Annotated in this window: 18 protein-coding genes and 1 pseudogene; 10 read left to right on the forward strand and 9 right to left on the reverse strand. The window is 52.3% G+C overall.

Translation table 11 applies throughout. The features are described from left to right. The first annotated feature begins 466 nt into the window (after window positions 1-466). The 9 genes and pseudogenes from FHK95_RS19585 to FHK95_RS19625 all read left to right on the forward strand — a co-directional run bounded on the left by FHK95_RS19585 (window position 467) and on the right by FHK95_RS19625 (window position 5,043). Window positions 467-1,276 carry a hypothetical protein gene (locus FHK95_RS19585; protein ID WP_150306322.1) on the forward strand — a complete coding sequence of 270 codons (810 nt, stop codon included), beginning with the start codon at window positions 467-469 and terminating at the stop codon, window positions 1,274-1,276. Between the two features lie 324 nt (window positions 1,277-1,600). Next, the gene (locus FHK95_RS19590; RefSeq protein ID WP_150306323.1) at window positions 1,601-1,798 is read left to right on the forward strand and encodes a hypothetical protein; all 198 of its coding nucleotides are present in this window, start codon (window positions 1,601-1,603) and stop codon (window positions 1,796-1,798) included. Window positions 1,799-1,842: 44 nt separating this feature from the next. Beyond that, on the forward strand, window positions 1,843-2,169 hold the full coding sequence (locus FHK95_RS19595) for a hypothetical protein (RefSeq protein ID WP_150306324.1): 327 nt from the start codon (window positions 1,843-1,845) through the stop codon (window positions 2,167-2,169). 12 nt (window positions 2,170-2,181) lie between these two features. Then, window positions 2,182-2,805 (forward strand): hypothetical protein, encoded by a 624-nt coding sequence (locus tag FHK95_RS19600; RefSeq protein ID WP_150306325.1) that lies wholly within the window; start codon window positions 2,182-2,184, stop codon window positions 2,803-2,805. Window positions 2,806-3,001: 196 nt separating this feature from the next. Then, complete coding sequence (locus FHK95_RS19605; protein WP_150306326.1) at window positions 3,002-3,190, forward strand: hypothetical protein; 189 nt, start codon at window positions 3,002-3,004, stop codon at window positions 3,188-3,190. 166 nt (window positions 3,191-3,356) lie between these two features. Next, the gene (locus FHK95_RS19610; RefSeq protein WP_150306327.1) at window positions 3,357-3,536 is read left to right on the forward strand and encodes a hypothetical protein; all 180 of its coding nucleotides are present in this window, start codon (window positions 3,357-3,359) and stop codon (window positions 3,534-3,536) included. Between the two features lie 61 nt (window positions 3,537-3,597). Then, a complete protein-coding gene (locus tag FHK95_RS19615; protein ID WP_178114864.1) occupies window positions 3,598-3,921 on the forward strand; it encodes a hypothetical protein in 324 nt (107 codons plus the stop codon). After that, window positions 3,918-4,256 (forward strand): hypothetical protein, encoded by a 339-nt coding sequence (locus FHK95_RS19620; RefSeq protein ID WP_150306328.1) that lies wholly within the window; start codon window positions 3,918-3,920, stop codon window positions 4,254-4,256. The genes FHK95_RS19615 and FHK95_RS19620 overlap by 4 nt, the downstream gene beginning before the upstream one ends. A gap of 89 nt (window positions 4,257-4,345) precedes the next feature. Then, window positions 4,346-5,043 (forward strand): annotated as a pseudogene (locus FHK95_RS19625) (SOS response-associated peptidase). A gap of 93 nt (window positions 5,044-5,136) precedes the next feature. Here FHK95_RS19625 and FHK95_RS19630 read toward each other — a convergent pair. From FHK95_RS19630 to FHK95_RS19670, 9 genes are all read right to left on the reverse strand, one after another. Next, a complete protein-coding gene (locus FHK95_RS19630; RefSeq protein ID WP_150306329.1) occupies window positions 5,137-5,697 on the reverse strand; it encodes a hypothetical protein in 561 nt (186 codons plus the stop codon). A gap of 119 nt (window positions 5,698-5,816) precedes the next feature. After that, window positions 5,817-6,035 (reverse strand): hypothetical protein, encoded by a 219-nt coding sequence (locus FHK95_RS19635; protein ID WP_150306330.1) that lies wholly within the window; start codon window positions 6,033-6,035, stop codon window positions 5,817-5,819. 272 nt (window positions 6,036-6,307) lie between these two features. After that, the gene (locus tag FHK95_RS19640) at window positions 6,308-7,141 is read right to left on the reverse strand and encodes a hypothetical protein (protein ID WP_150306331.1); all 834 of its coding nucleotides are present in this window, start codon (window positions 7,139-7,141) and stop codon (window positions 6,308-6,310) included. 99 nt (window positions 7,142-7,240) lie between these two features. Then, the gene (locus FHK95_RS19645) at window positions 7,241-7,792 is read right to left on the reverse strand and encodes a hypothetical protein (protein ID WP_150306332.1); all 552 of its coding nucleotides are present in this window, start codon (window positions 7,790-7,792) and stop codon (window positions 7,241-7,243) included. Between the two features lie 59 nt (window positions 7,793-7,851). Further along, the gene (locus FHK95_RS19650; RefSeq protein WP_150306333.1) at window positions 7,852-8,094 is read right to left on the reverse strand and encodes a hypothetical protein; all 243 of its coding nucleotides are present in this window, start codon (window positions 8,092-8,094) and stop codon (window positions 7,852-7,854) included. 9 nt (window positions 8,095-8,103) lie between these two features. Further along, on the reverse strand, window positions 8,104-8,358 hold the full coding sequence (locus FHK95_RS19655) for a hypothetical protein (RefSeq protein WP_150306334.1): 255 nt from the start codon (window positions 8,356-8,358) through the stop codon (window positions 8,104-8,106). Continuing rightward, on the reverse strand, window positions 8,355-8,738 hold the full coding sequence (locus FHK95_RS19660) for a hypothetical protein (RefSeq protein WP_150306335.1): 384 nt from the start codon (window positions 8,736-8,738) through the stop codon (window positions 8,355-8,357). The genes FHK95_RS19655 and FHK95_RS19660 overlap by 4 nt, the downstream gene beginning before the upstream one ends. 92 nt (window positions 8,739-8,830) lie before the next feature. Then, on the reverse strand, window positions 8,831-10,567 hold the full coding sequence (locus FHK95_RS19665; RefSeq protein ID WP_178114865.1) for a DUF4942 domain-containing protein: 1,737 nt from the start codon (window positions 10,565-10,567) through the stop codon (window positions 8,831-8,833). Between the two features lie 537 nt (window positions 10,568-11,104). After that, a complete protein-coding gene (locus FHK95_RS19670) occupies window positions 11,105-11,587 on the reverse strand; it encodes a hypothetical protein (protein ID WP_150306337.1) in 483 nt (160 codons plus the stop codon). 481 nt (window positions 11,588-12,068) lie between these two features. Between FHK95_RS19670 and FHK95_RS19675 the strand changes: the two genes are divergently transcribed. Beyond that, window positions 12,069-12,848: DUF6035 family protein (locus tag FHK95_RS19675; protein ID WP_235906848.1), on the forward strand; the 780-nt coding region annotated here is incomplete at its 3' end.

Below are 12,848 nucleotides of genomic sequence, written 5' to 3' on the forward strand. Positions count from 1 at the left end.
TTGACCCGGTTGCCCACGCAGAAGAACAACGCCATCGAAGAGCTGTTGCCGCACAACTGGAAACCAGCCAGCAAGGTGTGATCGCCGGTCGCTTACGAAATTCAGTCTGATCGAGATCACTAAGGCGAAAGGTAGGCCTCTCTGCGCCTGGCAAGTCCGTTAGGAAAGCGTGATTGCTTTGCGGTTGTGGGTGAGTGCTAGCGATCCAAGCGCTTATTTTGAAACAGGAGTATAGGTTGCTGCGGGTAGCCAGAGAGAGGACGCAAACTTCAACGCACCGTATGAGGATAGCTCATCCTCATACGAGCGCCCTGCAGAGCCCGTAATTGCTTACTTCCATGGATAAGCGGAGCGGCGATCCCACACACACTCCCACACTCCGTTATGACTGGTGGATGGTCCGTTGCCTGGCCTTGGGATTCCCTGGACACCCGGTAAGCTGGCACCAGGACATGAGGAGAATAAAATGGCGCAGAATGCTCCAACTACGAATTCGGCACCAGGCCCGACCTTGGGTGACATCAATCAGCGGTTGAATCGTGCCGGGCTACCGACCATCCCACGGGAACGTCTCAGGGAAATAATATCTCCTGCGGTTCGAGACAGATTTATTCGTAGCGTCTTCTTGGCCGACCAGGACACAGAGTCTCTGAAATTTATCAAAGGCACTCTTCGCGCAGCAGGGCTGATCGACGGTCTCTCTCCAGCTCAACCACCTCTATCGGATGATATGCCTCCGGCGCAAGCAGCAAACGACTCTCCTGCCCTGGGCTCCGCATCTTGTCAGACCCCCTCTCATGGTAGGGAAAGTGCTTCATCTGAAGATCAGGGGTGGGAGTCGTTGCACGTCTACGGTGGAAGGGCCGCACTGTGCTTCAACGCTGACATCACGAAAAGCGGTAATGAGACCATCGCACTGGATGCTGCGTCATCTACAGGGCCAAAGACCTATGACTGGAAACAGAAGATCCGTATTCAGCTGACCAAGGCAGAGTTGCCTGTGGTTGCAGCTGTGCTACTCGGGGTCCGGGGCAAGTGCGAATTCAAGAATCATGGCCAGAACAATGACAAGGGCTTCAGCCTGGAGAGGCAAGACGGAGGGAAAGTTTTTGTCTCCGTTTTCGCAAAGGGTCAATCGGCAAAGGCTGTGCCGATCCTCGCCCCGGACGTGCTTTGGGTAACGGCCATCGTTCTTCAGCAGCTACAAAAGAACTGCCCTGACATCGACTCCATGGGAATCATCACCCTGGTGCGCGCAACGCAGTCAGAACGTTAAGAAGAATATAGCCATATGATACTAGATAGGTAGTGCAGTGTTTTGGTGCGGCGTTTTACCCCTAGCGTCTTGATCGGCGCCGAGCGGGGCGGGTTCCGCGAGCAAATCATTTGGGATAACCCAACCCCGTGGAATATCTGCTGGTAGATTCCCAAAGCCCAGCCATGTGCCGAACACCTATAGAAGCGGGATCGACTACTAATAGCGGCTGTTTTCCAGCCGCTAACGCAGATTCAACTAGAAAAACCATCCAACTCGGCCAGGTTGGGATTCTGGGTTGAGCGGTTATGCTTGCAATAATCAGAGCGATTCACTGGTATCAAAATGATGAAGGACAGCAACCGTTTTTTCATTGCAGGGGCCGCAATTGCATTGCCATGCGCGATAACCTTGGCTGGCAATGAGCCTCCTGCTTGGGCGTGGGTATGCGGAATTATCGCGGTGTCGATTGCATCAATCGGCGGATGGCTCGCAGCGAAGGAAATCCTCGCGGAAGAAAAGCAAAACAATTCGAGAGAGTAATTACCCAGCTTCCACAAGTCACGCTCGAAGCCTAGGAAAACCTAATGCACGATCAGCCTTTACATACGCCCAATGGCGAAGAAAAACAGATCCTGTCGGTGGCGGGCATAGATCTGCCAATGAGACCTATGGAGATTGGCGGACGGACGTACATGGTTCCGCGGTACATCTTTCGGAACAAGCGTGATCGCACCTGGCGTGTTGCGCCCAAAGCTGGCGACGTGGTGTTGCCTGCTGAGTCGTTTAGCGACGGGACCTATCTGGGTCTGCCTGGTAAGGCGCTCACCCAGGCCATCGAGTTCCTGACGGGATCCCTTCGAGCCCATCAGCGAGACGCAAGTTCTGCCGATCATCATTCGCCAAATAGATAAGGGAAATCAGAGATGAAGCAAGAGCAACCGGAAAACCAACCGAACTTTACGACTCACAATGAAACCGATACTGCCAAGAGAGCGATAGCCTCTGACACGTGGGTTTTCTGGGCGCTACTGGTTCGCTGGGGGCTTTTTGGAATGGCGATACTCTATTGGTTGGGTGCCGTCGGATTCAGCCCGCTGGATTTCATTGAATGGGTCGGTAGCTTGTTGCTCGATAGCCAGGAGATAAGCTTTGATGACATGCCGAGATTCCTGGTCAGTCCCTTATTGTTCATTCGTGAATTGGTTGCCGGAGCAAGTTGGGCCTTGCTGACCCTTCCGTGGTTGTCCTTTGTCAGGTATCGCGTCGGGATAATCGAGGCCGGGTCGAAAGATTCGTACCGTCAGCGCCTACGGGATGAGGCAAATCGTGCTTCTACGCCTTCCCCGGCCGGGGGCCTGGCAGGGATGAGTATTGTTAAAGGAGGCTTTCTGTCATCGAGCGAAACCCTGGTGGAGACATCCGAGGGATTCTTTCGGGTGTCGGGTTTGCTGGCTACCGTAAAAAAAGGTGATCCCGTTTTTACTCTGGGCAGCCAGCTGCTGATCGGGGCCGGTGCCGGCGAGAAGCGCTATACAATCATCAGCTGAACCGCTGGGTCTGTTTTCGGGCGACCGACTAAATAACCAATGAATGGTAACCAAGTGCTTAACCGGTACGCTAAAAAACCCCGCTTTGCGGGATTCATTTTGTCGGTTATAGGCAAATATTTGATCCCGTGATGCGCGGTTGGGATCTCGGGAATCATAGATATGGTTGTAGCTCCAACCGAGGAGAGGTATCTCAATGTCAAATGCAAAAATCGAAGCACAACTGGCCCATTATGAGCGGATCGTCAGGGCAGCTGAGCAGATGACCAAACAGGAACAGGACGAATTGGCCGAATGGGAAAAAGAGAATGAAACTGAAAATGGAGAAAAAGGGGCATGCGATTGGCCCGGATGGGAAGCAGTCGTTACCCGAATCTCTCACTGAATCAGAGTAGACAGACGATGACCGGCTTGATCGACGCGGACCTGTTATTGCGGACATAACTTCTCTGGTAAATCACCTGAAGCACATTATTGTTGTTGTTGCGTTCTGTTGGACTGCCACACTAGCGGCTGAGCCGGTTCAACCGTACAACCCGGCAGTATCGGCCATGAATAACCTACAAGACATTGTCATCACCTTCATTGCCTTCACAGTCGGAGGAGCACTCCTCGGCGCTGTTTTATCCAGACTGCTCAAGCCCAAGAGTAAAGCATTGCGTGAGGCTACATTTTCGGTATCTGTCTTCGCAGGTATGAGCCTAGCTATGCTTAACTATTTTGGCTGGTGAGAGATAAAAAGGGTAAGGATACTAGATAGGCAATTCTGCCTAGTGCCAGGAATAGGCATAATTGCCTATCTATGAATGGCTGAGAGAAAAGATGACAAATCGTGAGCGTTACCGGCAGATGCTGAAGGATAACGGAATCACCCAGGCCAAAAGCGCTGTATTGGTTGCGGCAGTTACACAGAGGCCTTGCTCAGCGCGCACTGTACGATCTTGGGTGAATGATCCCGACAAGCCTAGTACAAGCCCATGCCCAGACTGGGCTGTTGCTGCGCTCGAAAAGGCGATTGACTACATGGAGCGTGCATTGGCGCGGCGGAAGGTTGAAACGCTGAATACTGATGCTGAATTGCCACCTGGCGGTGAGCCGCAAGAGAAAGCTTTATGAGAGATTCAAGCAGGCCCGGGGATAGCGCTACTGATGCCAACCATACGGCCAAGCAGTTTGCGATAGACAATCTGAGCGGTCTTTGCCAAGAGTTAGTAGCTTGGGGTGTCGGTGTTGCTCCACTCGCTGACGGCCTTCTTGCACAGCTTGCACACATTTGTGAAGAATATTGTGAAAGCAGCGACCAGGAGAAATTGGCCGCAGTTGTTGAGTCGGTCGTGATTCAGACAGCACTTCTTTACGCTGCAGGCGCTCATCAGGCGAACGTTGAGGTCTATGATCAAGTGAAACATGGGTTCACGCTCAGCGTTGGTATGGACCGCCCCACACACTGAGTTGCAGCCAGCCAGCCAGCCAGCCAAGCACCGGCACCGGTGAGCGTTCTACTGACTCAGTACAGCCTATTCCCTACCAAGGAGCTGATGTGTGCAGCCATTACGAAGCCCCCTCCAGTAATCGATTGAAAGATGCCTTTGGCCAGGCGCCAAACGAGGACTATCAGACTGATCTGTGGCCGACATACGCAGGGCCATTAGTAAGACTTGACCCGAGCATCGACGAGACCGTCTCCAGCGAAGAAGATCTCTCTGGGTTCACCTTGGACGTGGGGCAGTTCGGGCTGCTACCCCACTGGGCAAAAGATCAGAAATTCGGAAGACGGACATACAACGCTCGATCTGAAACTGCGTCCTCCAAGCCTTCATTTCGTTCTGCCTGGGCGAAAGGTCAGCACTGCATCATCCCGGCGGCGGCAATTTACGAGCCTGACTGGCGTTCAGGAAATGCAATATCTACCCGAATCCAACGAACAGATGGCGGGATCATGGCCATAGCCGGGTTGTGGGATCAATGGACTAATCCTGAAGGAAAAAAGATTCTGTCGTTCACGATGCTCACCGTGAATGCAGACGATCATCCGTTCATGAAGGACTACCATAAGCCGCAAGACGAGAAACGTATGACTGTGATCTTACCGAACGGCTTGATCNTAAGCCGCAAGACGAGAAACGTATGACTGTGATCTTACCGAACGGCTTGATCCGGGACTGGCTCAAAGCCCCTCCTGAGCAAAGCATGGAATTCATGCGTCAGTATCCTGCCGACAGATTAGTGGCGGTGTGACGCGAATTAAGAGGTAACGTTACCGATATTATGCTTGGGGGGTAGGGAGAGAGACCGTCATGTGCTTGGTAAATAAACACATGACGGTGGCCATCATAGCGCTGTGAGGATACGTTCAAAGCCGGCTTGGGTAGGTATGCTGAGCTCAATATCCTTAATCATTTTCTGAATCTTCCTCCTGGCTCCCCACAAGATGATGCCCAGGACGAGAACTATGATGCCCGGAATTATCCAGAACATGAGCGGAATACTCATCCCGAATGCTGCAATGGCCAGCCACGTGGTTTTCAATTTGTAAGCTAATAGCGCATTAATCCCTAAGTCAATTTGACTCCGAAAAAATCGATAATCGTCTTTAACCTCGCCGCCTGCTACAACTGCTAGAAGGCAATTTACGGACTCTCCGTCTTGAGAATGACCATACAGGAACGTCAGCTCAGAACCTTCTTTGACAAGCGGAGCACAGCGCAACCCAACTGCAACGTTCTCGAGCGTTATGTCCCGGTCATCGTCCAGGTCCCTGATCACGATGTACTTGTAGGTGCCATACCGCTTGCTGTCGGGCGCGGTGTCCGGCGTGAGGAAGCCAAGATCAGTTATTTTGGCCCGGTATTTACGCATTTCTACGATATCGTTGGTGAGTGTCACTTCCATTTCTGACTCCTGACATCCGTGTTGCTGATTATTGTGGTGCGCTCTGTAGAGAACTATACCTTTGGCGTTTAAGGATGCCCAAGCTCTCAAAGGGCTCTTCAGGAAATGACTGAGCATCATTATTCATCCGATTCCTCACTCGCTTCGGCCTCACTCACTTCGAGGGGCACAAACGTTACGTTTTTAATCGGCGTCCATTCTAGTCCTGCACGATTAAGTAGGACCGTATGGTGCATCCAGTCGATACCCCATACCTCGTAGAGCCCGGCATCGCCTTTGATCCTTGCCTTGTATTCAGGAACGGAAGGCATGTTTCCGTACTTGCTTTTGCGCGGCATGATTAATGTCCTCTTATCAATATCTACCAGAGCATTTCTTCAGCTTCGCACGGATATATGAAAACCCTACAATCCCGGGTAGCTGCGCAGCTGACCACGTGTACGCCAGCCCGCCGACAGATGAGTGGCAACGTGAACGGATAAACCCGTAACGTTACCGTTACTTTCTTGCGAGGAGTGCTGTGAGACCGCCATGTGCAGTATTTGGATGCACATGACGGTGGGTGCTGACGTTTCCCCAGATAAACTGAAGAGCTGCTGTCGGGATGGACTCAACTTTCAGGCGTGGGCTTGACGAACAGCAGCGCCTTACCGTGATCCAACACCATTGGCGGGGTTCTGCCCTTATCGGGAATTTGCGTGGACGATATATAAAGAAAGACTGTTTCCGGAAGCGCGAGACTGATTTTTCGGGCCAGCTCGATTGAGTCAAGCGGGCTTCCTTCGTAACAGCCGATGCGGAAGGATGGATACTGAACTTCGTCACCGGGCGGGAAACTATACGCTGGGGAGCCGTCGCCAATGAAGGGCGGCAATGGTTTTGGGGCGGTGATCTTGGTCTTGAAAATGTTGTAATCGAGGCTACATTTGTTGCCGTCCAGCGTGAAATCTACATAGGTGTACAGGTAAGGGTAGAACAGTGCCAGACGCTCCTTGTGAGCATCGGTCACATGATAGTCAATGCCTTCAGCCTTCATGGTCTGTTCTGTTGCATCCAGGACAAGCTTCGACAGGACGAGGGCAGCCTGGTCCTTATCTGCCGCCTGAGCCTGAGGAACCCAGGCTAGTATCGAGTTCCGATCCAGCTGAGATGGAGGCGAAAAGGCAAAGCTAATAAGGCTCAGTCCTAAGGCGTCTCCCGCTGCCATGCCCAAACCGAAACCTGACTCGAACGATAGCGCACTGGTGGTGACATCTAATATCGCCCCAGTTCCGCTGAGCGTCTTGCTAGGTGGATAGTCCTTGGTCTTCCAAAGGCCGGCGGCTTGAGTGATGTTTAGCGCACGACTCTCTTGGTCATTGTAAATCTGGGGACTATTCGTAGCGCAGCCTGTTAAGGAGAGTGACAAAGCTATTGCCACGGGCAGTAGAGATTTTTGGTGCATGTGATACCTATCTGAGTTGGCATATCGGTTATTTACTAGCGTCACCAAACAGGCATGCCAGCCTGCTAGGCTCGACGCGATACAGAGCAAGCGGGTCACTTAAAAGAGTGCTCGCTGGGCTTCACCCTGCTGGAGAGGAAGGCGTGAGCAGTAACCGGCCTGGCGAGCGGCTAGATCAATCTGTTGAGCCAGAAATACCTCATCGGCAAAGCGTGTGTTTTGTTGAAGAATCGGAGCAAATATTGCTCTGGCCAACCCCATATCAACGCCGCAATTGGCCGGAAACACCCAGCGGCAGTTGAGTTTGCAGTCGAAGATCATGCCGTAACTTTCTAGCGCCTCGGCAACCACACCTTTATGCCAACTAGGTAAACGGATCTCGATGCACCCATTGAAACCCATGGAAAGGGTCTTCCAGCCATGTTCACGATGCTCATCACCTACTGCAAAGGCATAACACTTTTGCTGGTTGTAGCGTTCCTCAGCAAGCGCGTATAAATCTGCAGAATCATCACCCTGCTTCGCCATCGAGCAGAGCGAGATAAAACCTGTGTGACTAGCCCAAGGGCCGCGCAGCTCGATACCGTAACTGGAATATCGGGCTGTACCGGCTAAGCCGTTGATGATGATAGTAACTGTCGAATTTTCCATCGTTGAGATCCTGTGTTTACCTGACATCAGGATCACTCCGAAGCCGAAAAACCCAACAGCTACATCCTGTTGCCGTTGACCAGCCAGTCGAGGAAGGCATCGAGACGAAGCTCTGAAAGCGCTGCCTGGATGTAACCGACCACGCTGATACCTTCGTGCTCCAATAGCAGCGCAACGCCGCCTAGCAACGCTAGAAACAGGCCAAACCGAAGTAGCTTTTTGATTAAGAACAGCCCTGCGATGAGAACCAGCAGGGGAATTGCGCTTGAACCAAGATCAAATGATTGAAGAAACTCAGGCATAACTATCCCTCAAATTCCGTTGGTGCCGGCCCGAGCCACGGGCTTTGCTGGGATCTCTGGAATGGCGGTCACAGATGAACGCATTTGGTAAGAACCAATTCGAGCGGATGTTTTCTCCCTCACACTTTCTCGTGCGGCTTCGATCGCCTCGACCGCAGCCAGCTCGAACGCCCGGCGGACCTCTTCAACGGCTAAACAGCCTGGCTCAAGATCGATACCAATTTTCAGGGTTATCCGCGGATGTAACTGGGTGACTGTGCTCATATGTAGCTCCACCATGCTGGCTCGTCGGGCTGCAGGACTATATCGCCGACGATGAGTGTTTCCATGCCTCTGGAATTGGTTGCAGATTCAAGACAAAGCCTGCCTCCATGAATGACCAGAAGAGGATGGGATTTAGGTTTTACCAAGGGAAATTTTGACCAGTGGGACATGCCCGGAAGCGGATCATCCAAGAGTTTTTTATCCGCTCGGGCCATGCAGATCAGAACGTACCGTGCCTGATGGATGTCCGTGTACAGCCTTCCTTTGGAAGGGATGTCGGTCGGGGTAACTATCTGGACGGTATCAGTATCACCTCTGCTGGTAACCAAGGCATATACCTGGCGATCAGGGCGAGTCAAAACAACTTCGAGCATATCCATTGTGGTCTCCTCCATTGGAACAGGGTCCATGATGATTCATGTGCCCTGATCTCCATGGCGGATAAAGTGGCGGATATTGGATGTATTTATGTTTATGCCTGGCGTGTCGCCTTCATAAGCACGACGCTAATACCGGTTCCATCGAATGCATTGTCGATAGTGGAGCTGAATTCCAATTCAAAGCCCGGCAGCAAGTCATATGCCTTGGCTCTGGCGGTCGTAGGCAGCACGGCAACTAGCCGTCCCCCGATGCATAGATGAGATGCAGCCTTGACCGTGTGAGCTTGCCAGCGGCCCTCTGAGTAGGGGGGGTTCATGATGATTGCGGAGAAATCAGTACCAGGCGCCCAGTTAAGAAAGTCGGCCTCGATAGCGTTGTGCCCTTTGGATTTCAGAATCTGGCAATGCAATGGGCTGATCTCTACGCAAAGCGTTCGATCCCGGGGCAGATAGTCAGCGATACCGCCTTGGCCGGCGCTTGGCTCAAGAACGATGTCATCGTTGGTGAGGTCCGCCATCACAAGGGCCTGTTGCGCGACTGAATCCGGAGTCGGGTAGAACTGGAAACTCTTTTGATCCGGAAGGAAACCTTGAGCAACCACAAGATGAACAACATCGATCGGATCATAGTCAAACTGCCAGTACTTCATATGTGTGTGCTTGCCACAACTCACCTGTACGCCTCCAAGGGCGGCCATGATCGTGCTGAGTTCAGCAAAAAGGTGTTTGCTGATCGTCTCGCGATTCCTAATCACAAGTGAGTTGCGGACCTCCTTGCGGTCATACTCACGCCGGAAGCTGGTCGATTTCTCCAGGGTAGAATACGTCTCTGCCCCGTTTAGAAGTGAGATGACGGCATTGCTTATCGGTCTATCAAATAGAGGGCGCTCCTTGAAGCTTGTACCCTTGCGGGTACGCTTCAGAGGGCGACATGAGCTGTCAGGAATGGCTGCAGGATAAAGATAGGCCAGGATGCCATTCAGACGCCAAGCCATCTCCGGATGGATATCCAGGTGCGCTGTACCGACCTTGTAGGCGCGTACACGCAGACTACCGGCATCACACTCGAACCACTCACCGGTATGGGACCGAGCAAGCTGCATAATGCGTTCTGTGGAGCTTCGCTCTGGTTCATCGCGGCCCATGAATTTGGCAATGACAACACGCAGATCGTGGATGAAGCCGAGGCGATCCCAGTCTGTGGAGCCCCAATCGTTATACATGGCGTTCATGATCATGCGCTTGTTAAACGCTTCGGGGCAGTTGGTAACATGCACCCGGCTCAGGGCCCTGAAAATCCCATCAACCCGCTCTGCAACGAATTCCGCGCGGCGAGCCATCAAGGCCTGCAGCGTGGAGCGCAGATTGTCGAGATTGAATTCAGGCATATCCTGCTCGGGATTGACGCCTTTTTTGTAGCCGCGCTCACGCCAGCCGTTGAGAGACTTGTGCCATTGGCTCCGACGCTCCTGGGGCATTATTTCCATTAGATTTGTATGGTCGAGGGCTCGCTGCCAGTAGGTTGCAGTCAGGTCATTCAAAGCACCTTCCAGGGTAAAGATCTCCTCGAATGAGGATGCATGGCGTAATGAAGCCGGCGAGCCGTGCGAATCTCGCGCATTACCCGAGAAGAAATACCCCATCACGCCTGAAACACGCTCAGTGGTGATCATTTCTTGAACCTCAATGATCCGACGTTTGGTGCGCTCGAATTCACACGCCAGCTCGGTCAGTGCATCGTATTGAACAGGTGCATAGAACCGATCAAGCACCTCCGCTGTGATTACGTCAGAGGCGTCGTTGTGGTCTGGGTGGCTGTGTAGCTGCATGGTGTTCTCCCTTTGCGATGGAGCAAAAGTCGCATCGAGGAGGGAAAACCCAAGCCGAGGGCCGCAAGCGCCAAGCTCGCTGAGCATCTGACGCTTGCCACGTTGAGAAAAGGATTGCGACTGACCCGTCATAGCGATAGGTCAGACGCACATTCTTTAAGCGGTGTTTCTCGTGAGGCTATTTACAGCGAGCGCATCGGGTTTGCCGTGCGCAATGGCTTCTAGGCTGCTTCTGAAGACGGGCAGGGTTAAATGCAGGGGTCAGCAGGTCTCGTGTTCCAGGAGCGGAAACAGGAACCGGCTTTAAGTGTTCACAGCTCCACAACCCGGCTAAGTAAGCACACACCATGCAAAGCACTAGATGTTCGTCAGGATCATGCGTGAGAGAGCTGGATAATTCGATGTGGGTGGCCCGCAGATCCCAGCAGTGGTCGCAACGAATTTGTCCCGAAAATACACGGTCTGACGTAATGCAATAGACGGTCATAAAGACCTCCTCAATGACTGAAGCGAAAGGTTTTTCAGAAGGAGGAGGTGTTACCGAAAGCGGTGGGGATACCGGCTTAGCTCAGGGGCGTTGGCGGGGAGTGGGGCAGTGAGACAGGTATGCTCTGAATGAAGTTTGAGACGAATAAGGTTCCGTGCTGCCTGAGCATGCCGGATAGCTTTGATCACCAGCCAGAAGAAACGCTGTCGGTGAGGCGTGAGCTGGACTCGATTAAAGATTTTACGAAAGAAAAAATCCAGGCCTACACCTGATAAATGCTCCCCACTTATTTGGTCGATTGACTGCAGCAGTGAATGCATCAACGACCGTTTGGATGGAGACTCGATGTCTTCTGTTAGTGCCGACCCGAAGGCATACATAGACAGGAAGAAAATATCCGTCTCGTTCTCGAACAAATGCTCTTCAAGAAGCGCTATCTCCTGCACTAACTCCCGCCCACCCCAAGAGTCGCCAGCAAGACGCGGTGAAGCAGCCTCGTTCAGACTCACAGTTGCTGGGGTAGGATGATGCACTAATAACTCCGGGGTAAGAGAACACATTTACACTATATGTGGTATGAGCGATGCAGGCAAGACACAAGGCCGACTGCGCGGCACAAGCAAAAATAGCCGTATTCGTACCCTGACCCCAGAAGAACGCATAGAAAGCTCATATAGGCTCATATAGGCTCATACATCCGCTTGCTGGTTAGCTCAAATTCTGAGGCCAGCTCGGTCAGTGCGTTGTATTGAACGGTTGCTTAGAGCGATCAAGCACATCAGCTGTGATCACCCCAGCGGCGTGGTTGTGGTCTGGTTGGCTGTGTAGCTGCGTGGTGTTCTTCTTTGCGATGGAGCCAACATCACATCGAGCAAGGAAAACCTAAGTGGGTAGGCTGGAGTAAATGCACCGACTTAAAGATTGAGACGTGCTGCGGGCTGATACCATGTGCTCATATCGACCCGACGCCTCGCCTAAATGAACTGGCGTCCTGATCACTGGAAGATCGTAAAAATGTCTACTCTGGCAGAACCCACTAAAACACTGACTCTTAGTGAACTGATTGATCTGGACACAGGCGGACAGATCGACGCTGCGTCCTTCATACGTCGTGAGCTTGGTCTGGTTATGAAGGATCGAAGCGAACTGTTCGTGAGGTATCGTCGCGACACGGAAAAACCTTGGCTGATTTGTCCCTATTGCAACCGAGCGGTGAAGCTCATCAGTTGTAAGAATCGGCGGTTTTATTTCCGACATATGCCTGAAGAGGAGGGTAACTGTCCCATTGATACCCGAGGCATGATGACTCGCGACCAGATGAACGCTGCCAAGTACAACGGTGCCAAGGAAAGTAAAGCCCATCAAAGCCTCAAGATGTTGCTCGCTGCCAGCATACGAGCTGATCCGAGATTTTCTGGGCTCCAGATAGAGAAGGTCTGGCGAGGCGAATCATTTAAGGAGCGCTCTGTCTGGAGGAAGCCAGATGTTCAGGGTGTTTATGGTGACAAACGAATAGCCTTTGAAATCCAGCTTTCCACGACATTCCTGGATGTGATCGTGGAGCGAGGCGAATTTTATCGAGCTGAGGGCGCATCGCTGATGTGGTTATTCGCAGCCTTCGATCCAGCTCATACACGTCGCGCAGAAGAAGACATTTTCTATAACAACAACCGTTGTGTGTTCATCGTTAATGAGGAAACCTTAAAGCGCTCCCTTGAGGCAAAACGGCTTGCACTTGAATGCTGGTATCAAACGCCAGTCCGGAACGGATTGAATCACACCGGGTTTCGTGGA

This window comes from Pseudomonas saliphila, assembly GCF_008638345.1.
GTDB lineage: Bacteria > Pseudomonadota > Gammaproteobacteria > Pseudomonadales > Pseudomonadaceae > Halopseudomonas > Halopseudomonas saliphila.

Coding starts and splice junctions, on each gene's coding strand:
- FHK95_RS19610 (WP_150306327.1), top strand. CDS start 3,357: ATGAATAACCTACAAGACATTGTCATCACCTTCATTGCCTTCACAGTC.
- FHK95_RS19600 (WP_150306325.1), top strand. CDS start 2,182: ATGAAGCAAGAGCAACCGGAAAACCAACCGAACTTTACGACTCACAAT.
- FHK95_RS19650 (WP_150306333.1), bottom strand. CDS start 8,094: ATGCCTGAGTTTCTTCAATCATTTGATCTTGGTTCAAGCGCAATTCCC.
- FHK95_RS19620 (WP_150306328.1), top strand. CDS start 3,918: ATGAGAGATTCAAGCAGGCCCGGGGATAGCGCTACTGATGCCAACCAT.
- FHK95_RS19645 (WP_150306332.1), bottom strand. CDS start 7,792: ATGGAAAATTCGACAGTTACTATCATCATCAACGGCTTAGCCGGTACA.
- FHK95_RS19590 (WP_150306323.1), top strand. CDS start 1,601: ATGATGAAGGACAGCAACCGTTTTTTCATTGCAGGGGCCGCAATTGCA.
- FHK95_RS19665 (WP_178114865.1), bottom strand. CDS start 10,567: ATGCAGCTACACAGCCACCCAGACCACAACGACGCCTCTGACGTAATC.
- FHK95_RS19655 (WP_150306334.1), bottom strand. CDS start 8,358: ATGAGCACAGTCACCCAGTTACATCCGCGGATAACCCTGAAAATTGGT.
- FHK95_RS19660 (WP_150306335.1), bottom strand. CDS start 8,738: ATGGATATGCTCGAAGTTGTTTTGACTCGCCCTGATCGCCAGGTATAT.
- FHK95_RS19635 (WP_150306330.1), bottom strand. CDS start 6,035: ATGCCGCGCAAAAGCAAGTACGGAAACATGCCTTCCGTTCCTGAATAC.
- FHK95_RS19640 (WP_150306331.1), bottom strand. CDS start 7,141: ATGCACCAAAAATCTCTACTGCCCGTGGCAATAGCTTTGTCACTCTCC.
- FHK95_RS19585 (WP_150306322.1), top strand. CDS start 467: ATGGCGCAGAATGCTCCAACTACGAATTCGGCACCAGGCCCGACCTTG.
- FHK95_RS19595 (WP_150306324.1), top strand. CDS start 1,843: ATGCACGATCAGCCTTTACATACGCCCAATGGCGAAGAAAAACAGATC.
- FHK95_RS19605 (WP_150306326.1), top strand. CDS start 3,002: ATGTCAAATGCAAAAATCGAAGCACAACTGGCCCATTATGAGCGGATC.
- FHK95_RS19630 (WP_150306329.1), bottom strand. CDS start 5,697: ATGGAAGTGACACTCACCAACGATATCGTAGAAATGCGTAAATACCGG.